The organism is Phytohabitans maris (assembly GCF_031085175.1).
GTDB classification, from domain to species: domain Bacteria; phylum Actinomycetota; class Actinomycetes; order Mycobacteriales; family Micromonosporaceae; genus Phytohabitans; species Phytohabitans maris.
This window is the reverse complement of sequence record NZ_JAVHUY010000044.1, coordinates 1-22,383: the sequence shown is the minus strand read 5'-3', so window position 1 is coordinate 22,383 and position 22,383 is coordinate 1. Positions and strand designations below refer to the sequence as shown.

The 22,383-nt window shown below is 73.4% G+C and carries 17 protein-coding genes and 1 pseudogene; 11 read left to right on the top strand and 7 right to left on the bottom strand.

The features are described 5' to 3' along the window. Positions 1-125 precede the first annotated feature (125 nt). Positions 126-1,520 carry an alpha,alpha-trehalose-phosphate synthase (UDP-forming) gene (locus RB614_RS34220; protein ID WP_308716849.1) on the top strand — a complete coding sequence of 465 codons (1,395 nt, stop codon included), beginning with the start codon at positions 126-128 and terminating at the stop codon, positions 1,518-1,520. 66 nt (positions 1,521-1,586) lie between these two features. Then, positions 1,587-4,145, top strand: coding sequence for a trehalose-phosphatase (gene otsB / locus RB614_RS34215; protein WP_308716848.1), 2,559 nt, complete (start codon positions 1,587-1,589; stop codon positions 4,143-4,145). 17 nt (positions 4,146-4,162) lie between these two features. Here otsB and cobA read toward each other — a convergent pair whose 3' ends face one another. The 3 genes from cobA to cobC are packed head-to-tail and all read right to left on the bottom strand — an operon-like array spanning position 4,163 to position 7,502. Next, complete coding sequence (cobA, locus tag RB614_RS34210; RefSeq protein ID WP_308716847.1) at positions 4,163-5,401, bottom strand: uroporphyrinogen-III C-methyltransferase; 1,239 nt, start codon at positions 5,399-5,401, stop codon at positions 4,163-4,165. Further along, positions 5,398-6,435, bottom strand: a complete 1,038-nt coding sequence (cobT, locus tag RB614_RS34205) for a nicotinate-nucleotide--dimethylbenzimidazole phosphoribosyltransferase (RefSeq protein WP_308716846.1) — start codon at positions 6,433-6,435, stop codon at positions 5,398-5,400. Before cobT ends, cobA begins: the two co-directional genes overlap by 4 nt. Continuing rightward, positions 6,435-7,502 (bottom strand): Rv2231c family histidinol phosphate aminotransferase CobC, encoded by a 1,068-nt coding sequence (gene cobC / locus RB614_RS34200; protein WP_428983160.1) that lies wholly within the window; start codon positions 7,500-7,502, stop codon positions 6,435-6,437. The genes cobT and cobC overlap by 1 nt, the downstream gene beginning before the upstream one ends. Before the next feature lie 51 nt (positions 7,503-7,553). On the opposite strand from cobC, the gene RB614_RS34195 reads away from it, so the two are divergent. Further along, a complete protein-coding gene (locus RB614_RS34195; protein ID WP_308716844.1) occupies positions 7,554-9,701 on the top strand; it encodes a transglycosylase domain-containing protein in 2,148 nt (715 codons plus the stop codon). A gap of 29 nt (positions 9,702-9,730) precedes the next feature. On the opposite strand, the gene RB614_RS34190 is transcribed toward RB614_RS34195, so the two are convergent. Together RB614_RS34190 and RB614_RS34185 are read right to left on the bottom strand one after the other, a co-directional pair. Further along, on the bottom strand, positions 9,731-10,309 hold the full coding sequence (locus RB614_RS34190) for a GNAT family N-acetyltransferase (protein WP_308716843.1): 579 nt from the start codon (positions 10,307-10,309) through the stop codon (positions 9,731-9,733). Beyond that, on the bottom strand, positions 10,306-11,802 hold the full coding sequence (locus RB614_RS34185; RefSeq protein ID WP_308716842.1) for a cobyrinic acid a,c-diamide synthase CobB: 1,497 nt from the start codon (positions 11,800-11,802) through the stop codon (positions 10,306-10,308). Before RB614_RS34185 ends, RB614_RS34190 begins: the two co-directional genes overlap by 4 nt. A gap of 68 nt (positions 11,803-11,870) precedes the next feature. Between RB614_RS34185 and RB614_RS34180 the strand changes: the two genes are divergently transcribed. The 5 genes and pseudogenes from RB614_RS34180 to RB614_RS44420 all read left to right on the top strand — a co-directional run bounded on the left by RB614_RS34180 (position 11,871) and on the right by RB614_RS44420 (position 13,970). Beyond that, positions 11,871-12,602: an SURF1 family cytochrome oxidase biogenesis protein gene (locus tag RB614_RS34180; protein ID WP_308716841.1), complete on the top strand. Its 732-nt coding sequence runs from the start codon at positions 11,871-11,873 to the stop codon at positions 12,600-12,602. Next, complete coding sequence (locus RB614_RS34175; protein WP_308716840.1) at positions 12,599-12,955, top strand: hypothetical protein; 357 nt, start codon at positions 12,599-12,601, stop codon at positions 12,953-12,955. Before RB614_RS34180 ends, RB614_RS34175 begins: the two co-directional genes overlap by 4 nt. Positions 12,956-13,037: 82 nt before the next feature. Next, complete coding sequence (locus tag RB614_RS34170) at positions 13,038-13,208, top strand: hypothetical protein (RefSeq protein WP_308716839.1); 171 nt, start codon at positions 13,038-13,040, stop codon at positions 13,206-13,208. Continuing rightward, positions 13,205-13,753: pseudogene (locus tag RB614_RS44425) on the top strand (DNA glycosylase AlkZ-like family protein); the annotation flags it as partial. The gene RB614_RS34170 and the pseudogene RB614_RS44425, both read left to right, overlap by 4 nt. A gap of 7 nt (positions 13,754-13,760) precedes the next feature. After that, the gene (locus RB614_RS44420; protein WP_428983165.1) at positions 13,761-13,970 is read left to right on the top strand and encodes a DNA glycosylase AlkZ-like family protein; all 210 of its coding nucleotides are present in this window, start codon (positions 13,761-13,763) and stop codon (positions 13,968-13,970) included. A gap of 627 nt (positions 13,971-14,597) precedes the next feature. On the opposite strand, the gene RB614_RS34160 is transcribed toward RB614_RS44420, so the two are convergent. After that, complete coding sequence (locus tag RB614_RS34160) at positions 14,598-14,999, bottom strand: winged helix-turn-helix transcriptional regulator (protein ID WP_308716837.1); 402 nt, start codon at positions 14,997-14,999, stop codon at positions 14,598-14,600. Between the two features lie 85 nt (positions 15,000-15,084). On the opposite strand from RB614_RS34160, the gene RB614_RS34155 reads away from it, so the two are divergent. The 3 genes from RB614_RS34155 (at position 15,085) to RB614_RS34145 (ending at position 20,323) form a co-directional block, all read left to right on the top strand. Then, complete coding sequence (locus RB614_RS34155) at positions 15,085-16,506, top strand: MFS transporter (RefSeq protein ID WP_308716836.1); 1,422 nt, start codon at positions 15,085-15,087, stop codon at positions 16,504-16,506. A gap of 4 nt (positions 16,507-16,510) precedes the next feature. Next, positions 16,511-18,025, top strand: coding sequence for an ATP-dependent DNA ligase (locus RB614_RS34150; protein ID WP_308716835.1), 1,515 nt, complete (start codon positions 16,511-16,513; stop codon positions 18,023-18,025). Positions 18,026-18,175: 150 nt separating this feature from the next. Then, positions 18,176-20,323: a putative bifunctional diguanylate cyclase/phosphodiesterase gene (locus RB614_RS34145; protein ID WP_308716834.1), complete on the top strand. Its 2,148-nt coding sequence runs from the start codon at positions 18,176-18,178 to the stop codon at positions 20,321-20,323. A 536-nt stretch (positions 20,324-20,859) separates the two neighbouring features. Here RB614_RS34145 and RB614_RS34140 read toward each other — a convergent pair. Further along, on the bottom strand, positions 20,860-22,209 hold the full coding sequence (locus RB614_RS34140; RefSeq protein ID WP_428983164.1) for a dipeptidase: 1,350 nt from the start codon (positions 22,207-22,209) through the stop codon (positions 20,860-20,862). Positions 22,210-22,383 lie beyond the last annotated feature (174 nt).

Sequence of the window (22,383 nt, the reverse complement as noted above, 5' to 3'; positions counted from 1 at the left end):
ACCGGCAGCGGCGGAGGCCATCGCACCCCACCAGCCTCTCACGTTGATGCTCCCGCGACGCAGCGCCGAAATGCCAGACAAGTAGTCTCTGCTGGGGACCTGTCGACACCGGAGGTGTACGGAGCGTGACGGTTCGTAGTTCGTTCGTCGTTGTCGCCAACCGCCTGCCCGTCGACGAGGTCACCACAGCGGAGGGGCGCGGGTGGCGGCGCAGCCCCGGTGGCCTGGTAACCGCGCTGCACCCGGTGCTCGCCCAGCACAAGGGCACCTGGGTCGGCTGGGCCGGCGGAGTCGGCAGTGCCCCGGAGCCGTTCGACCTGGAGGGCATCCGGCTGCACCCCGTGCCGCTCAGCTCGGAGGAGCTGGAGCGCTACTACGAGGGCCAGTCCAACGCGACGATCTGGCCGCTCTACCACGACGCCGTCGAGACGCCCGTTTTCAAGCGGCGCTGGCGCGAGGCGTACCGCGTGGTCAACGCCCGCTTCGCCGAGGCGGCCGCGGAGGTGGCGGCCGACGGTGCCACGGTCTGGGTGCAGGACTACCAGCTCCAGCTGGTCCCGGCGATGCTCCGCGAGCTCCGCCCCGACCTGCGGATCGGGTTCTTCCTGCACATCCCGTTCCCGCCGATCGAGCTGTTCATGCAGATGCCGCTGCGGGCCGAGGTGCTGCGCGGGCTGCTCGGCGCCGACCTGGTCGGGTTCCAGCAGCGGCTCGCCGCGCAAAACTTCGTCCGGCTCGCGCGCCACCTGCTCGGCCTGCGCTACGAGGGGCAGACGATCGAGGTCGACGGGCGGCGGGTCAAGGCCGGCGCGTTCCCGATCTCGATCGACGTGGCCGAGATGGAGCGGATGGCGGCCGACCCGATGGTCCAGGCGCGGGCCAAGCAGATCCGCGCCGAGCTGGGCGACCCCAAGACGATCGTGCTCGGCGTCGACCGGCTCGACTACACCAAGGGCATCGAGCGGCGGCTCAAGGCGTTCCGGGAGCTGCTCGCCGACGGCAAGCTGAGCGTGCCCGAGGCGGTCATGGTGCAGGTCGCCACGCCGAGCCGCGAGCGGGTCGAGCACTACCAGGCGCTGCGGGTGAAGGTCGAGCGCGAGGTGGGGCGGATCAACGGCGAGTTCGGCCGGGTGGGCGTGCCGGCGGTGCACTACCTGCACCAGTCGTACAGCCGCAGCGAGCTGGCCGCCCTCTACTGCGCCGCCGACGTGATGATGGTCACTCCACTGCGCGACGGCATGAACCTCGTGGCCAAGGAGTACGTGGCCTCCCGCGCCGACACCGGTGGGTCGCTGGTGCTCAGCGAGTTCGCGGGGGCGGCCACCGAGCTGCGGCAGGCGTTCCTGTGCAACCCGCACGACCCCGAGGGGGTCAAGGACGCGCTGCTCAGAGCCGTTCACGTCGATGGGGTCGAGGCCCGCCGCCGGATGCGGATCATGCAGCGCCACCTGCGCGCCCACGACGTCGGCCATTGGGCGAGGTCGTTCCTGAACGAACTGGGCGTGCCCGAGGCGGCCTAACGGCGCAGAGCGGTCGCCCGAGCAGAAGACAGGGTACGAACAGGGCGAACGGGGCAGCATGGAGTCATGGTCCTCGACCTTGACCAGCGCACCCTCGGCGAGATCGACCCTGACCTGCGCCGCGCGATCGGGCGGATCGCGCGGGTCCCCAACCTGCTGATCGCCTGCGACTACGACGGCACGCTCGCCCCGATCGTCCTCGATCCCACCAAAGCGGTCCCCCTGCCCGAATCCGTCGCCGCCGTCCGGGCCCTGGCCGCGCTCCCCCAGACCACCGTCGCCGTGGTGTCCGGCCGCGCCCTGCGCGACCTGGCCGCGCTCTCCCGCCTGCCCTCCGAGGTGCACCTGGTCGGCAGCCACGGGACCGAGTTCGACATCGGGTTCGTCGAGCGCCTGGCCCCCGAGCTGGTCGAGGTCCGCACGCGACTACAGACCGCGGTCCGCCAGATCACCCAAAACCAAGCAGGGGTACGACTCGAGTCGAAACCCGCCAGCGTGGCCGTGCACGTGCGAGCGGCCGAACCGGACGTGGCCGCGCAGGTCCTCGACGCGCTCCGCGCGGGCCCCGCCACCTGGCCGGAGGTGACCGTCACCGACGGCAAGCAGGTGGTCGAACTCTCCGTGCTCCCCACCAACAAGGGCGCGGCCGTCGACCAGCTGCGCACCCAGATGTCGGCGAGCGCGGCGCTGGTGATCGGCGACAGCGTGACCGACGAGCAGGCGTTCGAGCGGCTGCACGGCCCGGACGTGGGCATCAAGATCGGTCCGGGCGACACCAGCGCCGCCTACCGGGTGGCCGAGCCGATCGAGGCGGCCCGCGTACTCGGGCTCCTGCTCCAGATCCGCCGCACCTGGCTCTTCGGCGAGCGGGCCGTACCCATCGAACGCCACTCGATGCTCGCCAACGGCCGTACCGTCGCCCTGCTCACCCCCGAGGCGAAGCTCACCTGGCTCTGCCACCCCCGGGCCGACTCGGCGGCCCTCTTCGCCGACCTGCTCGGCGGCCACCCGGCCGGGCACTTCAGCGTGGCCCCGGACCGGGGTGGCATGCCGCTGGGCCAGCGGTACCGCTCCGGCACGATGACCGTGGAGACGCGCTGGTCCGGGCTGACGGTCACGGACTGGCTGGCCCCGCCGGGCGAGGGCGGCGACTCCACACTCGTACGCCTGCTCGCCGGCCACGGCCGGGCCCGGCTGGAGTTCGCGCCGCGGCCGGAGTTCGGGCAGGTCGGCGTCCGGCTGCAACACCTCGGCGACGGCCTGCTGGTGCTCGGCTCCAGCGAGCCGGTCGCGCTCTACTCCCCGGGCATCGGGTGGGACGTGACCACCGACGGCGGGTTCGACACCGCGCGGGCGGTGGTCGACCTCAGCGCCGCGGGTGGGCAGGCGGCATTGGAGCTGCGGTTCGGGTCGCACGGCTTGGAGCACCAGGCGGTACCCCTGGCCGATCGGCAGGCGGCGGCCGAGCGGCCGTGGCGGGAGTGGGCGACCGGGCTGCGCCTGCCGGGCGTGGCCCACGACCTGGTGTTGCGGTCGGCGCTCACGCTGCGCGGCATGTGCAACGACGCGACCGGGGGCATCCTCGCCGCGGCCACCACCTCGCTGCCGGAGGAGGTCGGCGGGGTACGCAACTGGGACTACCGGTACTGCTGGCTGCGCGACGCCGCGATGACCGCGCGGGCGCTGGTCGACCTCGGCTCGCTGCCCGAGGCCGAACGCTTCCTGCGGTGGGTGGACGGCTGCGTGGAGCGCACCGGCGGCCACCCCGAACGGCTGCACCCGCTCTACACCATCGAGGGGTACGAGCTGGGCGCCGAGGCGGTCATCGACACCCTCCCCGGCTGGGCCGGCTCCCGCCCGGTACGGGTCGGCAACCTCGCCAACCACCAGCTCCAGCTCGACGTCTTCGGCCCGGTGGTCGACCTGATCGCGGCGGTGGCCGACTCCCGCGGCTCGGTGCGCGCGGAGGAGTGGCGGGTCATCGACGCGATGGTGCAGGCCGTCGAGCGGCGGTGGCACGAGCCGGACCACGGCCTGTGGGAGGCGCGGCTGCCGCCCCGGCACCACGTGTACTCGAAGGTCATGTGCTGGCTGACCGTCGACCGCGCGCTGCACGTGCTGCGCCAGCACGGCGGCGGTGGCGACCGCCCGGAGTGGGTGGAGCTGCGCGACCGGATCGGCCACAACGTGCTCGAATACGGCTGGCACGAGGGCGCCGGGGCGTACACGGTGGCGTACGGCGAGGAGGAGATGGACGCCTCCAGCCTCTGGATCGGCCTCTCCGGCCTGCTGCCCGACGACGACCCGCGGTTCCTCGCGACGGTGCTCAAGGTCGAGGCCGACCTGCGCAGCGGCCCGGTCGTCTACCGGTACCGCTGGGACGACGGCCTGCCCGGCCGCGAGGGCGGCTTCCACGTGTGCACCGCGTGGCTCATCGAGGCGTACCTGCGCACCGGCCGCCGCGGCGACGCCGAGGAGCTCTTCGAGCAGATGCTGGACACGGCCGGCCCGACCGGGCTGCTGCCCGAGCAGTACGACCCGATCGCCGAGCGCGGCCTGGGCAACCACCCCCAGGCGTACAGCCACCTGGGCCTGATCCGCTGCGCCCTCCTCCTCGACGGCTAGCCCAGTCGACGGCTAGCTCAGTCGAGGATGCCGACGACCTCGCCGACCACCACGATCGCCGGAGGGCGGAAGCCGGCCGCGGCGGTCTCGGAGGCGACCTCGGCCAGCGTGGTGCGGAGCGAGCGCTGCGCGCCGGTCGTACCCTCCTGCACCACCGCCGCGGGCGTCTCCGGGGCCCGGCCGTGGGCCAGCAGCGTGGCGGCGATCCTGGGCAGGTTCTTCAGGCCCATCAGCACCACGAGCGTGCCGCGCAGCCGGGCCAGGGCTGGCCAGTCCACCAGCGACGACGGGTCGTCCGGGGCGACGTGGCCGCTCACCACGGTGAACTCGTGCGCCACTCCCCGGTGGGTCACCGGGATGCCGGCCACCGCGGGCGCCGCCACCGAGCTGGTCACGCCGGGCACCACCGTCACCGGTACGCCGGCCCGGGCGCAGGCGATCGCCTCCTCGCCGCCGCGGCCGAAGACGTACGGGTCGCCGCCCTTGAGCCGCACCACCATCAGGCCGGCGGCGGCCCGCTCGACGAGGATGCGGTTGATCTCCTCCTGGGCCTTGGCCGGCCCGTACGGGATCTTGGAGGCGTCGACCAGCTCCACCTCGGGCCGGAGCTCGTCCAGCAGCAGCCCGGGCACCAGCCGGTCGGCGACCACCACGTCGGCCTCGGCCAGCAGCCGCCGCCCCTTGACCGTGATCAGCTCCGGGTCGCCCGGACCCGCGCCGATCAGCACGACCCGCCCGCCGCCGACCACCTCCCGGGCCGGAGCGGACGCGCCCGCCGGCGACGGCACCGCGCAGCCGGGCAGCGTGCCGTCGAGCAGGCCCTCGCGGATCGCGTCCCGGATCACCACGGCCCGGGGCGGGTCGCCGCCGGCGGTGACCGCGACGGTGACCGCGCCGTGCCGGGTGGTCGCCGGGGTCCAGGCGGTGGCCGCGTGCCGGTCGTCCGCGCGGACGCAGAAGACCCGCCGCTCCAGGGCCGCAGCGCTCACCGCCGCCGCGGCGGCCGGGTCGTCGACCGCCACCTGTACCAGCCAGGCACCGTCCACATCGGAGGCCTGGAAGCGCCGCTCGCTCCACGCCACCCGCCCCGCGTCGGCCAGCGCGCGCAGGGCCGGGGTGAGGTGCGGGCTGACCACCTCGACCCGCGCGCCCGCGTCGAGCAGCGCGGGCACCCGCCGCGTGGCGACCGCGCCGCCGCCGACGACGAGCACGCGGCGCCCCTGGAGCAGCAGGGCGAGTGGGTACGGACTGCTCACTTCTCGGACACTCCCGCGGAGTCGAACGTCGCGACCTCGTGCAGCACCCGCACCGCGCTCGCCACGATCGGCACCGCCAGCACCGCGCCGGTACCTTCGCCGAGCCGCATGCCGAGGTCGATGAGGGGTTCGAGGCCGAGGTGGGCCAGGGCCACCGTCGCGCCCGGCTCGGCCGAGCGGTGGCCGGCGACCATCGCGCCGACCGCGTCGGGGGCCAGGGCGGCGGCGGCGAGCGCGGCCGACACCGCGATCACCCCGTCGAGGATCACGGGTACCCGGCGGGAGGCGCCGCCGAGGATGAAGCCGGCGATCGCGGCGTGCTCCAGCCCGCCGACCGCCGCCAGCACGCCCACCGGGTCGGCCGGGTCGGGCTCGTGCGCCTCCAGCGCGGCGCGGACCACGGCCACCTTCCGGGCGTACCGGTGGTCGTCGATGCCCGTGCCCCGCCCGGTCACCGTGTCCGCGTCGCAGCCGGTGAACGCCGCGATCAGGGCGGCCGCCGGCGTCGTGTTGGCGATCCCCATGTCGCCGGTGACCAGCGCCCGCGCGCCCTCGTCGACAAGCGTGAACGCAACCCGCGCACCGGCCTCCAGCGCGGCGCAGACCTCGTCGCGGGTGAGCGCGGGCTGCGCGGTCATGTCCCGCGTACCGGCGCGCACCTTGGCGGTGACCAGCCCGGGTCCCTCCCCGAGGTCGTCCAGGACGCCGACATCCACCACCGTGACCGAGGCGCCGATCTGCCGGGCGAACGCGTTGACGACCGCGCCGCCGGCCAGGAAGTTGGCCACCATCTGGCCGGTGACCTCCTGCGGCCAGGGGGACACACCCTGGGCGTGCACGCCGTGGTCGCCCGCGAAGACGGCGACCGCGGCCGGCTCGGGCAGCGGGGGCGGGCACTCGCCGGCCAGCCCGGCCAGGCGCACGGAAAGCTCCTCCAGCGCGCCGAGCGAGCCGGCCGGCTTGGTGAGCCGCGCGTGCAGCGCCCGGGCCGCCTCCATCGCCGGCTCGTCGAGCGGGGAGATGCCGTCGATCATCACGCCTCCATCGTCTTGCGCAGGGCCGAGACGAAACCATCGGTGACCGCAGTGTCTCGCACCGCGATCCGCAGCCAGTCGGCGCCCAGCCCGGGGAAGGTGTCGCCGCGCCGCACCGCGTACCCGAGGTCTCGAAGGGCTTGCCGGACGCGGCCGCCGCCGGAGATTCTGACCAGGACGAACGACGACGCCGGCCGCCCCTCCACCCGGACGCCGGGGACGTCGCGGAGGGCGGCCACCAGGTGGTCGCGGTCGGCGGCGAGCGCGGCGGCGATCTCCCGCTCGGCCGCGACCGCGACCGGGCTGGCGCACGCGGCCGCCGCGGCGAGCGCGGGCGTGGCGACGGCCCACAGTGGTTGTACGGCGGCGAGCCGGGCGAGCAGGTCGGCGGGGCCGAGCAGGTAGCCGATCCGGAGGCCGGCCAGCCCCCAGGTCTTGGTGAGGCTGCGCACGACGACGAGCCCGGGCAGGTCACGCCGCTCGGCCAGCGACTCGACCTCGCCGGTCGTGTCCGCGAACGCCTCGTCCACCACCAGCACCCGGCCCGGCCGGGCGAGGGCGGCGACCGCCTCCGCCGGGTGAAGGACCGAGGTCGGGTTGGTGGGGTTGCCGACGAAGACGAGGTCGGCGTCGTCGGGTACCAGCGCCGGGTCGAGTGCGAAGCCGGACGCCTCCGGCAGCACCACCCGGGTCACCTCGTGACCGGCCTGCCGCAGTGCCGCCTCCGGCTCGGTGAACTGCGGGTGCACGACCACCGCCCGCCGTGCTCCACGCAGCGCCTGCGCCAGCAGTACGAAGCCCTGCGCGGCTCCGGCGGTGAGCAGCACCTCGCCGGCCGGGCGGGCGTGCCGGGCGGCGACCGCGGCGGTGGCCGGCGCCGGATCCGGGTAGGCGGCGAGGTCGGCGAGGGACGCCGCGATCGGTTCGGCCAGCCACGGCGGCATCGGCGCCCGACGCACGTTGACCGCGAGGTCGACCAGGCCGGACCCGACTTCCAGGTCGCCGTGAAAACCGAGATCCATGCCCTCCAGGATGACCGAGGATTTCGCCGCTCCGACGCCCGGCATGTTTTGCCTCTTTAGATCATGTCTTGACGGCCTTTGTCCTACCTTTGGGTAGTGATGAAGCGCGTACTCTCCGCAACCAATCGGATGGCACCCCTCGTCCGCGCCGGGCTCATCGCCGGGGTGCTCGTTGCCGCCGTCGCCTACCCCATCGCCGCCGCGGGTGGCATCGGGGCCAAGGCCGCCGCCGACTTCGTCGGCGACCTGCCCTCCGTGCTGGACGCGACCCCGCCGGCACAGACCACCTACGTGTACGCGGCCGACGGCAAGACGCTGATCACGATGTTCTACGAGGAACACCGCAAGTACACGCCGATCGGCCAGATGTCGGTGAACATCCAGCGGGCCATCGTGGCCTCCGAGGACTCGCGCTTCTACGAGCACAACGGCGTGGACGCGAAGGGCATCGCCCGCGCCTTCGTCGCCAACCACCAGGGCGGCGAGGTGCAGCAGGGTGCGTCCACACTCACCATGCAGTACGTGCGCATGGCGTTGCGGGACAGCGCGAAGACACCGCTGGAGGTGCAGCAGGCGACCGAGCAGACCAGCGCCCGCAAGGTCCGCGAGATGAAGCTGGCGGTCGAGCTGGAAAAGCAGATCAGCAAGCAGGAGATCCTGGAGCGCTACCTCAACTCGGCGTACTTCGGGCACCGGGCGTACGGCATCTACGCCGCGTCCGAGGTCTTCTTCTCCAAGCGCCCCAAGGACCTCACGCTGGTCGAGGCGGCCACGCTCGCCGGCCTGGTCAAGGCGCCCACCGCGTACGACCCGGCGAGCCAGGACAAGCGCGCGGCCACCGAACGGCGCAACTACGTGATCGACCGGATGGTGGCGCTCAAGTACGCGACGCCGGCCGAGGCGGAGAAGGCCAAGTCCAGCCCGATCAAGCTGCGCCTCACGACGCCGGCGAACGACTGCATCTCGGTCGACGACAAGCACAACGACTGGGGCTTTTTCTGCGACTACTTCAAGGCGTGGTGGAACACGCAGAAGGCGTTCGGCAACAGCGCGCAGGAGCGGGAGGACCGGCTGCGCCGCGGCGGGTACAAGATCATCACGACGCTCGACCCGAAGATCCAGCGCAGCGCGCAGACGAACGTCCTGGAGAAGGAGGGCAAGAGCAGCCGCTTCGCGCTCGGTGTCGTGGCCATCCAGCCCGGCAGTGGCCAGGTGAAGGCGATGGCGGTCAACCGCACGTACTCGCTGGACCAGAAGCACAACGGGTCGCACTCCGACCCCAACAAGCGAGGCGACATCCCGGGCAACTACCCGAACACGGTGAACCCGCTGCTCGGCGGCGGCGACATGCCCGGCTACCAGGCGGGGTCGACGTTCAAGATGTTCACCATGCTGGCCGCGCTCGACGCCGGCCTGCCGATGACGACGTCGTTCTACTCGCCGCAGCGGTACGTCTCGCAGTACCTCGCCGGCCCCGGCGAGCCGGGCAGCTGCGGTGGCCGGTGGTGCCCGCAGAACGCCTCCGGCTCGATGACCGGCCGGCACGCGATGTGGTCCGGCTTCGGCAAGTCGGTGAACACGTACTTCGTCCAGCTGGAGCAGAAGGTCGGCGCGGACAAGGCGGTGCGCATGGCCGAGCGGCTGGGGCTGCAATGGCGTACCGAGATCGACCAGCTCCAGGCCTCGCCGGCCAAGGCGCGCGGCTGGGGCGCCTTCACGCTCGGCGTCTCGGACGTCACGCCGCTGGAGATGGCGAACGCGTACGCGACGGTGGCCGCCGACGGCAAGTACTGCGAGGCGCTGCCCGTGCTCTCGATCGCGGCGCCGGACGGCTCGCAGGCCGCGTACAAGGGTGTCGAGGTGGCCAAGCCGCGCTGCATGCAGGCGGTCACCCCGGCGGTCGCCCGCGCGGCGGCGGACGCGGCCCGCTGCGTGACCGGCTACGGCGCGGCGCGCGGCTCGTGCGGCGGCTGGTCGACCGCGCCCGGCGTGTACGGCATCGTGGGGCGGCCGGTGGCCGGCAAGACCGGTACGACCGACTCGACCCGCGCGGCCTGGTTCGTCGGCATGACGCCGGACCTGGCGGCGGCCTCGTTCATCGCCGACCCGGACTACCCGTTCAACGCGGTGGGCGACGGCCAGTCGCTCAAGCCGGTCAACACCGTGGCCGAGACGCTACGCGACGGCCTGAAGGGCAAGCCCAAGCGCAACTTCACCCCACCGCCCGCGTCGATCCTGCGCTGACCGCTCCCGCGGACGTCCCGCCCCGGGGGTCAGGAGCCGGAGTGGAGGTCGGCCTTCACGAGGGACCAGACCTCCAGGTCGACCCGGCCGCTGTGTACGTGGCCGGCGTTGCGGAGCAGGCCCTCGTACGTGAAGCCGGCCTTCTCGGCGACCCGGCGGGACGCGGTGTTGCCCGGCGCCACCCGCAGCTCGACCCGCTGAAAGCCATGCTCCAGCAGCAGCGCGATGGCGAGCGCGTCGACCGCCTCGGCGGCCACGCCGAAGCCGCGGGTGTCCGGGGCGATCGCGTACGACACCTCGGTGACCCGGGCGACCCAGTCGGTGCGCTTGGTCCAGAGGCACCCGACGAGCCGGTCGTCCTCGCGGCGGACCACGGCGTAGTGGTCGCCGTTGCCGCTGTCGCGCCGCTCCTGGGCGGTCTCGGTGCACCAGGCGATGCCCTCGATCTGCCCGAACTCGCGCGGGAACGGCAGCCACCGCTGGGTCTGCTTGTCCATGAAGACCTCGGTGACCGCCTTGGCGTCGGCGAGGTCCACCGGGCGTACGAGGACGCGCGGGGTCGACACGGTCAACGACGGAAACCGCCGCACCGCGACGTGTCCGGTCACTGTTGAACCTCACCGCTCGGGCTGACAGGTGGCTGAGCGTCCGGCACCGCGGCCGGGCCGGGCTGGGCGGGCAGCTCCGCCGTCTCCGCACCCAGGGAGGCGGAAACGGTCGCCGCGCCCAGCGATTCGGGGGCGGTCTCCGCCGGCGCGGCCGCCGCCACGAGCCGGTGGGCGATCTCGGGGGCGCCGGCCCAGTGGAGCATGAGCTGGGAGGCGTGCACCCGCCGCCACACGAAGCCCTCGGGGGTGCTGCCGCCCCAGGTCCAGGCGGGGGTCTGGCCGGCGCGCGGGTTGAGCACGCCGCGGTGCTGCTTGTAGCCGACCATCCGGGTGCCGAGCTGGGCCACCGGCGTGGAGGCGCGGGCGGTCGCCTCGCGGTAGCCGACCACGATCTGGTCGGTGCTCATGCCGGTGGCCTCGACGACCCCGCACATCGGCCGGCCGTCGAACTCGCGGGCCAGCCAGAGCGCCCCCGCCCCTTCGGCGATCACCGGGCGGCCGGCCTGGGCCAGCTCGGCCACCTCGGTACACAGTCGACGGTTGGCGGAAAGCTCCTCCGCGTACGACTCGGGCAGGCCGCCGCCGATCACCAGCGCGTCGGTCCCCTCCGGGAGGTGCTCGTCGCGCAGCGGGTCGACCGGCACGACGTGGGCGCGGGCGGCGGTGAGCAGCTCGGCGGTCTCCGCGTACGAGTAGGAGATCGTCGGACCGCCGGCGAGCGCGACGACCGGACGGCGCCCGACCGCGACGGCGGGGCTCTCCCCGCGCGCGGTCCACGGCTCCACGCCGAGCTGGGGCGCGGAACGGGCGAGCCCGACCAGGCGGTCGAGGTCGACGGCGCCGGCGATGCCCTCGCCCAGCCGCCGCACACCGCGGCCCGCCTCCACGCTGCGGTGCACGACCGGCACCACGCCGTCGTGCCGGGACGGCAGCGCGGCGGGCAGGTCGCGGCGGCGCAGCGCGCCGAGCACGGGCACGCCGATGTCGTCGAGCGCCTCCCGCAGCAGCTGCTCGTGGCGGTCGGAGGCGACCCGGTTGAGGATCACGCCGCCGAGCCACAGCACCTCGTCGTACGCCCGGAAGCCGTGCACCAGCGCGGCGACCGACTGGCCCATCGCGCCGACGTCGACGACGAGGATGACCGGCGCGCGCAGCGTGGCGGCGACGCCGGCGGTGGAGTGCGAGTCGGCGCGGCCGGTGAGGCTGTCGAAGAGCCCCATCGTGCCTTCCAGCACCGCGATGTCGGCGCCGCTGGCACCGTGGGCGAAGAGCGGGGCGACCCGGGCCGAGCCGACCAGCCGGGGGTCGAGGTTGCGGCCGGGGCGGCCGGCGGCGAGCCCCAGGTACGCGGCGTCGGTGTGGTCCGGTCCGATCTTGAACCCGGCGGCGCGCATGCCTCGGGCGGCGAGCGCCGCGAGGAGGCCGACGGCGACCGCCGTCTTGCCGTGCCCGGACGATGGCGCGCTCACCACCACGCGCGGTACGGCGGTCATCGACGTCTCCTCCCCACAAACGGCCGGGACCAGCGTAGTGCCTGAGATCACACGAGTAGCCTCGTGCTGTGTACCGGTTCCTCCTGACCCCCCGCTGGCTGGGCTTTGCCGCCCTCGTCGGCGTGGCGGCCGTCGTCATGGTGATGCTGGGCAACTGGCAGCTGCATCGGTACCAGGAGCGCAGTGCGACCAACGAACGGATCGATGAGTCGTCACGGGTCGCGCCGGTTCCGCTTCCGGAGGAGGTGCCCGCGGCCTGGACCCGGGTCACCGTCACCGGGCAGTACGACCCGACGAACGAGATCCTGGTCCGCGGCCGCACGGTCGACGGCACGGTCGGCTTCGAGGTGGTCACGCCGCTGGTCCGCACCGAGGGGCCGGCGGTCCTGGTCGACCGGGGCTGGGTGCCGCCGGCGCCGGGTGGGGCCATCGCGATGCCGAAGGTGCCGGCGCCTCCCACCGGCGAGGTGACCGTGGTGGGACGGCTGCACGTGAGCGAGAGCCGGCCCGACTCGGTGACCCGCCGCGAGGGCAAGATCGAGGTACGCCGGATCGGCATCGCCCGGCTCGGCGAGGAGCTCCCCTACCCCCTGTACGGCGGGTACGTGCTGACCGAGGAGCCCGCGAACGGTTTCACCGAGGTCACCGTCCGGCACGAAAACTCCTGGCAGAACGCCGGGTACGTGCTGCAGTGGTGGCTCTTCGCGGCGCTGGCCGTGGCCGGCTTCGGCTGGATGGTCTACCGCGAGGCGCATCCCAAGCAGGAGCCGGCGGACCGCACCGAATTGCTGAACGCGTGAGCGACCCCGTGGTCGCCCTCATCGGCGAGATCGCGGTGACACCCACGGCCGTGCGCACCCCGGCCGGCGAGATCCCGCTGGCCCACTCCACCTGGCAGGTCACCGACTACTGGCAGACCGAGCAGAAGACGCCGACCTGGGCGATCGTGGCGGCGGTGCTGGGGTTCTGCGTGCTGACCGTCTTCAGCCTGCTCTTCCTGCTGGTAAAGCAGACGACCTACCGCGGCACGGTGCAGGTCACGGTCACCAACGGCCCCCACCAGTACGTGGCCCGCATCCCGGTGACCACGCAGGAGCAGGTGCAGCAGATCCACAACCAGGTGAACTACGTCCGCTCCCTCGCCGCGCTGTAGCGGCCTCGATCCCCGTCACGGGAGAAAGTCTCCCAGACCTTTAGGACAGGATCTGACCGGAATGGTCCGTAGCGTCGTCGGCATGAGCGAAGACACCGAGATCAAGCCGTTCCGCATCGACGTCCCCCAGGCCGACCTGGACCACCTCCGCTCCTGGCAGCGGTACGAGGTCCCGGGTGGCCACTACGCCGCCCACCTGGAGGCCGGGACGCTGGTCGAGGACGTCCGCCTCTTCTTCGCCGGCCTGCGATGAAGACCGCCGCGCCGGTGCGCACCCCGGGCGTTCGTGCCGTCCTCACCGAAAGGGCCCTCGGCCGCGCCACGCTCGCCCGCCAGCTCCTGCTGGAGCGGGCGCCGCTCGGCGTGGCGCAGGCGGTCGAGCACCTGGTCGGGCTGCAGGGCCAGGCGCCGCACGCGCCGTACCTGGGGCTCTGGTCGCGACTGTCCATGTTCGACCCGGAGGAGCTGAGCGGGCTGCTGCGCGACCGGCGGGTGGTCCGCATCGCCCTGATGCGCGGCACCGTCCACCTGGTCACCGCCCGCGACGCGCGCGGCCTCCGCCCGCTCACCCAGCCGATCTACGACCGCGACCTGCGGACCAACACCCTCCACGCCGCGTCGCTGGCCGGCCTCGACCTCGCCGCCCTGGCCGCCGCCGGGCGCGAGCTTCTCGAAGCAAAACCCATCTCTGGTACGAAGCTCGGGGCGCTCCTGCGGGAAAGGTGGCCCGATCGGGCGGCGGCCTCGCTCGCGCACGGCCTGCGCGGGCTCCTCCCGGGTGATCTCCGACGGGTACCGGGCGCACATGGCGCGGCACCGGCTCGTGCGGGCGTTCCTGGTGGACGGGACGGTGGCCGGCACCTGGACGATCGCGAAGCGCCGCCTCACCGTGGAGCCGTTCGGGCGGCTCACCAGGCGCGACCGGGCCGCGGTGGCCGCGGAGGGGGCGCGGCTGCTGGCGTTCGTCGCGCCGGGCACCGATCCGTCCGATGTGGCGGTACGTTCGACGGCGTGAGAGTCGTGGTCTTCGGTGCCACCGGCATGGTCGGGCAGGGCGTGCTGCGCGAGTGCCTGCTCGCGCCCGACGTCGAGAGCGTGCTCGCGGTCGGGCGTACGCCCACCGGGGTCACCCACGAAAAGCTGCGCGACCTCGTGCACGAAGACCTGCTCGACCTGTCGCCGATCGCCGGTGACCTGGCCGGGCAGGACGCCTGCTTCTTCTGCCTCGGCGTCTCGTCCACGGGCATGAGCGAGGCCGACTACCGGCGGATCACGTTCGACATGACGATGGCGGCGGCCCGGGTGCTGGCGGCGGGCAACCCCGACCTCACGTTCACCTACGTCTCCGGCGCCGGCACCGGTGGCCGGGCGATGTGGGCGCAGGTCAAGGGTCAGACCGAAGACGCGCTGCTGGCGCTCTTTCCAAAGGCGGTCATGTTTCGCCCCGGGTTCATCCAGGCGATGCACGGCGCCACGTCCAAGACCCGGCTCTACCGGATCCTCTACCGCTTCGTGGGGCCGGTCGCGCCGCTGGTCCGGCGGCTCTTTCCCAACCAGGTCACCACGACCGAGCTGATCGGGCTCGCCATGCTCAACGCGGCCCGGCATGGCGCCCCGAAGCGGATCCTCGACCCGAAGGAGATCAACTCGTTGGCGTGAGCGCGTGCTCCCGGTCGTACGCCTCGCGGGCGGCCGCGATCGTGGCGCGGTGCCGCTCGGCCCACGTCGTCAGCGTGACCAGCGAGTCGTAGAGCTCCAGCGCGATCTCGGTCGCCCGGTACTCCACCTTGGGCGGGACGGTCGGGTAGACCGTACGCACCAGCAGGCCGTCGCGCTCCAGCTGGCGCAGGGTCAGCGTCAGCATGCGGCGGCTGATCCCCTCGACCGAGCGCTCCAGCTCGGTGAAGCGGACCGGCCCCTTCGAGGCGGCCACCAGGATGCCGATGCTCCACTTGCCGCCCACCCGGTCGAGCACCTGGCGGACCGTGCAGGCCTGGTCTTCGGCGCCGACGTGCGCGGACACATCGGTGTTTCCCTGGGACATGAAAGTGCCTCCTTACGCCAGCGTTCATGGTCACACATGATGGGTGCTGTTACAAGTCGTGCACCTAGAGAACTGGTGGTCACCTATGAACCGGCTCAGGCTGGCGTTGCTGATCTTCGCGGCCTTCGTCATCTCGATCGACTTCAACATCGTCTACGTCGCGCTCCCCGACATCGGGCACGAGCTCGGCTTCACCGCGCAGTCGCTGCAATGGGTGGTCAGCGCGTACGCGGTGGGCTTCGGCGGCCTGCTGCTGCTCGGCGGGCGGGCGGTGGACCGGCTCGGCGCGCGGCGGATCTTCGTGCTCGGGCTCGCCGTCTTCGGGCTCGCCTCGCTCGCCGGTGGCCTGGCAGCCGAGCCGGGTGTGCTGGTGGCCGCCCGGGTCGTGCAGGGTACGGGTGGCGCGCTGCTCTTCCCGGCCACGCTCGCCCTGATCAACAACACGTTCACCGGTCCGGCCCGCGGCCGGGCGCTGAGCCTCTGGGGCGTCGCCGGCAGCACCGGCGCGGTCGTCGGCCCGATGGCCGGTGGCGTGATCACCAACTTCCTCGGCTGGGAGTGGGTCTTCTTCGTCAACGCCCCGCTCACGCTCGCCGCCGTGGTGGCCGCGCTCCGGGTGCTGCCCGCCGACCGGGGCGGGTACGCGTGGGGCGGCTTCGACCTGCCCGGCGCGCTGGTCGCCACCGCCGGTTCGACGCTGGTGGTCTTCGGGCTGGTGAGCGGGCCGGAAGCCGGCTGGGGCTCGGCTCGCGGCGCCGGGGCGCTGGCGCTCGGCGGTGCCATGCTCGCCGCGTTCGTGCTGATCGAGCGCCGCTCCCGCGACCCGCTCGCCCCGCCGCGCCTGCTCGGCGTACGCAGCCTGGTCACGATGATGGCGTTGATCTTCGTACTGATGGGGACGATCAACACGCTGCACTACCTGTTCTACATGGACGTGCAGGAGGTGCTCGGGTACAGCGCGCTCGGCGCCGGCCTCGCGTTCCTGCCGATGAGCGTGGCGTCGATCGTGGGCGCGGCCAAGCTGCTCCCGGTCCTGATCAGCCGGGCCGGCACGCGCGGCGCCCTCTTCACCGGCGTACTCGGTGCGGGGCTGTCGATGGCGGCGGTCGCGGCGGGCATGTCGGCCGGCGGGTCGTACTGGCGGCTGCTGCCCGGCATCGTGTTCCTCGGGCTGTTCGCCGGCATGGTGTACCCGATGGTCTTCCTCGCCAGCGGCGCGGACGTCGCCCCCGGCGAGCAGGGCGTCGCGTCGGCGCTGGTCTCCACGTCCCAGCAGATCGGCGGCGCGGTCGGGTTGGCCGCGCTGGTCGCGGTCGCCAACGCGGGCCTCGACGTCGAAGCCGGTGCCGCGCCGGCCGCGGAGCTGGTGGGCGGGCTGCGGACGGCCGGCTGGGTGGCCGCGGCGGTGGCCGTCGCGGGCGCCTTCCTCGTCCTCCGCCTCAACGGCGCTGAGCAGCGCGAGCAGGCGCCGGCGACCGCGGAAATGTCGGTCGGGCCACTACCGTGAAGGCGTGCGCTTCGTGGATCTCGTGGCCACCTCGGCGGCGGTCTCGGCAACGTCCAGCCGCAAGACCAAGGTCGAGCTGCTCGCCGACGCCCTGCGCCGGCTGGGGCCGGAGGAGATCGTGGCCGGCTCGGCCTACCTCGCGGGTGAGCTGCGCCAGCGGCAGACCGGCGTCGGCTGGGCCACGCTCCGCCAGGCGCCGCCACCCGCCGGCGAGCCCACCCTGACCGTGGCCGCCGTCGACCGGGCGATCGAGGAGATCTCCCAGGTCGGCGGCGCCGGTTCGCAGGGCCGCCGCCGGGAGCTGGTCGGCGCGCTGTTCGCCGCGGCCACCGCCGACGAGCAGCGCCACCTCGTCGGGCTCTTCGGCGGCGAGCTGCGCCAGGGCGCGCAGGCCGGCCTGCTGGTCGACGCGATCGCCCGGGCCGGGGAGGTGCCGGTGACGCTGGTGCGGCGGGCGCTGCTGCTGGCCGGCGACCTCAAGGAGGTGGCCGTGGCGGCGCTGACCGGCGGGGCGGCGGCGCTCGCCGAGGTCGCGCTGCGGGTGGGACGGCCGCTCGCCCCGATGCTGGCGCAGAGCGCGGCCTCGGTCGACGACGCGCTCGCCGCCACCGGCGTGCCCGCCGTGGTCGACGTCAAGCTCGACGGGATCCGCATCCAGGTGCACCGCTCCGGCGACGAGGTGGCGGTCTTCACCCGCAGCCTCGACGACATCACGCCCCGGCTGCCCGAGGTGGTCGCGGCCGTGCGCGCGCTGCCGGCCCGGGAGATCGTGCTCGACGGCGAGGCGATGGCGCTGGACGCGGCGGGACGCCCGCGCCCGTTCCAGGAGACGGCCAGCCGGGCGGCCACCCGCGGCGCCCCGGTCACCGTGCTCACGCCGTACTTCTTCGATCTACTGCACCTCGACGGCGCCGACCTGCTCGACGCGCCCGGCCGCGAGCGGTGGGGCGCGCTCGCCGAGGCGGTGCCGGCCCCGCTGCTGGTCGGCCGCACCGCGGTGACCACGCCGGCCGAGGCCGCGGAGGCCTTCGCCGCGGCGCTGGCCGCCGGGCAGGAGGGTGTCGTCGTGAAGTCACCCGAATCGGCGTACGACGTGGGTCGGCGCGGCGCGGCCTGGGTCAAGGTCAAGCCGCGGCACACGCTCGACCTGGTCGTGCTCGCCGTCGAGTGGGGACACGGGCGGCGCAAGGGCTGGCTGTCCAATCTGCACCTCGGCGCGCGCGACCCGCAGACCGGCGGGTTCGTGATGCTGGGCAAGACGTTCAAAGGGCTCACGGACGAGCTGTTGCGGTGGCAGACTGAGCGCTTTCTGGAGTTGGCGGTCGACAAGGGCGACTGGGTCGTGACCGTGCGCCCGGAGCAGGTGGTCGAGATCGCGTTCGACGGAGTGCAGGCGAGCCCGCGATACCCGGGCGGCGTGGCGCTGCGGTTCGCCCGCGTGCTCCGTTACCGGGACGACAAGACGGCGGCGGAGGCCGACACGATCGAGACCGTAAAGGCCATCCACGCCAAGACGTGAAAGTTCCACACGCGCCTCATGCCCCCTTATGCTGGCTGGTAATGTGCTGGCCTTTTGTCCTGAAAGGTGGGTGTCGGTGCTCCTCCCCGGCAGGCGTGGCGTCGCGGACCCGCGGCGCGATGACCCGACGGTAGGAACGCAGCGCGACCGATGGTGACCGCCGAGCGGCTCGCCCACCACTGGGCCCGGGCTATCGCGTGGACGAGCTTCGTGTCGATGACGACCGGCGAGCTCGCCGCCCACCTGGCGGGACCGGCCACCCGCCTCCTCGACGCGCTCGCCGCCGAAAAGGCCGACCCGCGCCCGGCGCAGGAGATCGGGGCCGGGCTCGTGGCCGCCCACTTCACCCAGCCCGCCTCGCTCGACCGCACGCTCGTGGTGCTCGACGAGCAGCTCGGGGCGTACGCGGAGTCGATCGGCAAAGGCTCCCGGCTCGGCCTGCTGCAGGGGGCGCTCGCCGCCGGGTACGCGCAGGCGCTGCGCGAGCGGACGCTCAGCGAGCAGGAGGACATCTACGCCGCCGCGCTGACCGCCCGGGTCCAGGCCGAGGAGGCCCGGAGCGCGAGCGAGGAGCGCTTCCAGGCGGTCTTCACCGAAGCCGCGATCGGCATCGGCATCGCCGCGCTGGACGGCCGCCTGCTGGAGGTCAACCGGGCGCTGTGCGCGATGTTCGGGTACACCCGGGGCCAGTTCCTCGCCCTCCCGGCCGGTGCCTTCCTCCCGCCCGGCGGGCTGCGCGACCGGGACCACTACCGCACCGAGCGGCCGTACCGGCGGGCGGACGGCGGCCGGATCTGGACCGACCTCGCGGTCTCGCTGATCCGCGGGCGGGACGGCACGCCGCTGTACGCGGTGGCCATGGTCCAGGACGTCACCGAGCGCCGCACGCTCCAGCAGCAGCTACGCCACCAGGCCCTGCACGACCCGCTCACCGACCTGCCCAACCGCACGCTCTTCTTCGAACGGCTTGCCAGCGCCCTCGGGGGCAGGGCCCGGGCGCAGGAGCGTGGCGACGAGGACGGCCCGCGCCGGCCGCCGGGTGCCTCAGCGGACTCAGCCCTGACCGCCCCGGACCCGGAGGCGCGGGTCGGCGTCTGCTACCTGGACCTGGACGGCTTCAAGGCGATCAACGACACGCTCGGGCACGACGCGGGCGACGAGCTGATCCGCACCGTGGCCGGCCGGCTCGCCGCACGGCTGCGGCCAAGCGGCCACCTGGTCGCCCGGATGGGTGGCGACGAGTTCGTGGTGCTGGTCGAGCGGGTCAAGGAGACCGCCGACGTGGTAAGGGTCGCCGAGCTCGCCCTCGACGCGGTCCGCGCGCCGGTGCACCTCGGCGGCCACCTGCTCAACGTCTCGGCCAGTGTCGGCGTGGTCGACCGGCCGGTCGAGGGCACCGACGCGGCCGAGCTGATGAAGGCGGCGGACACCACGCTGTACTGGGCCAAGGCCGACGGGCGCGACCGGTGGGCGATCTTCGACGCCGACCGGCACGCCTCCGACGTGAGCCGCTACCGGCTCTCCGGCCAGCTGCCCGAGGCACTGGCCCGGCGCGAGTTTTTTGTGGAGTACCAACCGTTGGTGCGCCTCGACGACGCCGCCGTCATCGGCACCGAGGCGCTGGTCCGGTGGCGCCACCCCGACCTGGGGGTGCTCGGCCCCAACCGCTTCATCGAGCTGGCCGAGGAGACCGGCGCGATCGATCCGCTCGGCCGCTGGGTGCTCACCGAGGCGTGCCGGCAGGGCCGGTCGTGGCGCGACAGCCATCCGGCCCTGCCGCTGCTGATGAGCGTCAACATCGCGGTACGCCAGGTGCGCGACGCCGGCTTCGTCGACGCGGTCAAGGACGTGCTCGCCGAGACCGGGCTGGAGCCGGAGGCGCTGCAGCTGGAGGTGACCGAGAGCTCGGTGATGGGCAGCGCCGGCCAGCCGCTGCGCACCCTCCACGCGCTCGCCGAGCTCGGCGTACGGATCGCGATCGACGACTTCGGCACCGGCTACTCCAACCTCGCCTACCTGCGCGACCTGCCGGTGCACGCGCTCAAGCTGGCCGGCCGCTTCATGGCCGGGCTGCGCGCGCCGGGCGGGCCGGACCAGACCGACCAGGAGATCCTCTCCGCGCTGATCCGGCTGGCCCACAAGCTGAAGCTCACGGTCACCGCCGAGGGCGTGGAGACGGCGGCACAGGCGGCCGCGCTCCGCGAGCTGGGCTGCGACACCGCGCAGGGCTGGCACTACGGCCGCGCCGTCGCACCCTCGAAGGTCGCACTCGGCCGCGTTGGCGACCTTCGCCGGTAGGGACGCTTCCGGACAGGCTCGAGCCACCGCGATGCCCGTCGTAGTCCGGACCCAACGCTCACCGCAATTTGATGGGTGGGTCGTTGAGATCGTGGTACTTAGGTGCCCGCGGAGGGGCACTGGAATACCACGATCACCGCGCGCCGACCGGGTTGCCGGGCCGCGAACCCCTCCTACCGGCGTCGATCGAGGAAAGCTGATACGAGGCCCGGCGGGGTCGGTTGGAGGCGGCCTGGACGATCTATTCCAAGGAGTCTGCTCGGCCCGGTGGCGGTCATCCGTGACCGGACGCCGCGGCAATGGGCGATGTCGGGGACTTTGCCCACTGGGCGCGCTCGCAACGGGCAATGTCCCTGACATTGCCCGTCATCCGATGGACGGCAGGCCGCTCCCTCGCCAAGGACGCCCGATCTCCAGGGGCCGCAGGCCCCAGAAGCTGCCGGCGCGGACCTGCCCGGGCCGACCGCCGGGACGGCAAGGGGCTTGTCAAGCGCGGAGGGCGAGGCCGCGGGAATGCACCCCTTGAAATAGATCCTCTAGGCCTTCGCGGCGCTCGCGACGTTGCTCAGCAGCAGCGCCTCGGCCAGGCAGACCCGCGCGAACTCGCCCAGGTGCAGGCTCTCGTTCGGCCCGTGTGCCTGGGCGTGCGGGTCCTCCACGCCGGTGACGAGGATCGCCGCGCCAGGAAACATCTCCTGGAACGTCGCGATGAACGGGATCGACCCGCCCACCCCGATGTCCACCGGGTCGACGCCGTCCCAGGCCGTCCGGAACGCCGAGCGGGCCGCGTCGAACATCGGGCCGCTCGCGTCGATCACGCACGGCGCCCCGTCGTGCTCGAACGACACCTCGACCTGCGCGCCCCACGACACGTGCTTTTCCAGGTGCGCCTTCATCGCCGTGTACGCACTCTTGGGGTCGTCGCCCGGCGCGAGGCGGATACTGATCTTCGCCTTGGCCGAGGGGACGAGCGCGTTGGGCGCCTCGCTCGTACGCGGTGCGTCGATGCCGAGCACCGAGACGGCGGGCTTGTGCCAGATCCGTTCGGTCAGCCGCCCGGTGCCCACGAACGACACGCCGTCGAGCAGCCCGGCCTCCGCGCGCAGCCGCTCCTCCGGGTAGTCCACCGGCGTCGGGCCGGCCGAGGTGAGCCCGTCGACCGCCACGTCGCCCGCGTCGTCGTGGAGGGTGGCGAGCAGCTTGGCCAGTACGGTCAGCGAGTCCGGCACCGCGCCGCCGAACATTCCACTGTGGATCGCATGGCCGGCGGTGCGCACCTCGACGAACATGTTGACGATGCCGCGCAGCGAGGTGGTGAGCGCCGGTACCCCGATGTCCCAGTTGCCCGAGTCGGCGATCACGATGACGTCGGCGGCGAGCGCGTCTCGGTGGTCGGCGAGGAGCTGCTCCAGCGAGGCCGAGCCGAACTCCTCCTCCCCCTCCACGAAGATCACCACGCCCACCGGCAGCTCGTCGCCGTACGCCCGCAGCGCCGCCACGTGCGCCATCACGCCGGCCTTGTCGTCGGCGGCGCCCCGGGCGTAGAGCCGCCCGTCACGCTCGACCGCCTCGAACGGGTCGCTCTCCCACAGCGTGAGGTCACCCACCGGCTGCACGTCGTGGTGGGCGTAGAGCAGCACGGTCGGCGCACCGGGTGGGGCCGGCTTGCTGCCGATCACGGCGGGCAGACCGGCGCCCGCGCGCACGATCCTCGTATCGAGCCCGCAGCCGCGCAGCAGCTCCGCCACCGCTTCGGCGGAACGCTCCACGTGGGAGTGGTCGAAGCCGTCGAACGCGATGCCGGGGATGCGGACCAGGCGTTCGAGATCGGCACGGACTCCGGGAAGCTCACGCGTGATCGCCGCGCGCAGCTCAGGCTCGCTCAAGGTCATGCCCGCGATCCTACGTCCGCACGCAGCCGGTGCTCACCCGATCGCCGCCGGTGCGCCGCCTGCGCCGCCCGCCGCTCGCCGTCCGCCCGCCGTCCGCCGTCCGCCGTCCGCCCGCCGTCCGCCCGCCGCCCGCCGTCCGCCCGCCGCCCGCCGTCCGCCCGCCGGCCG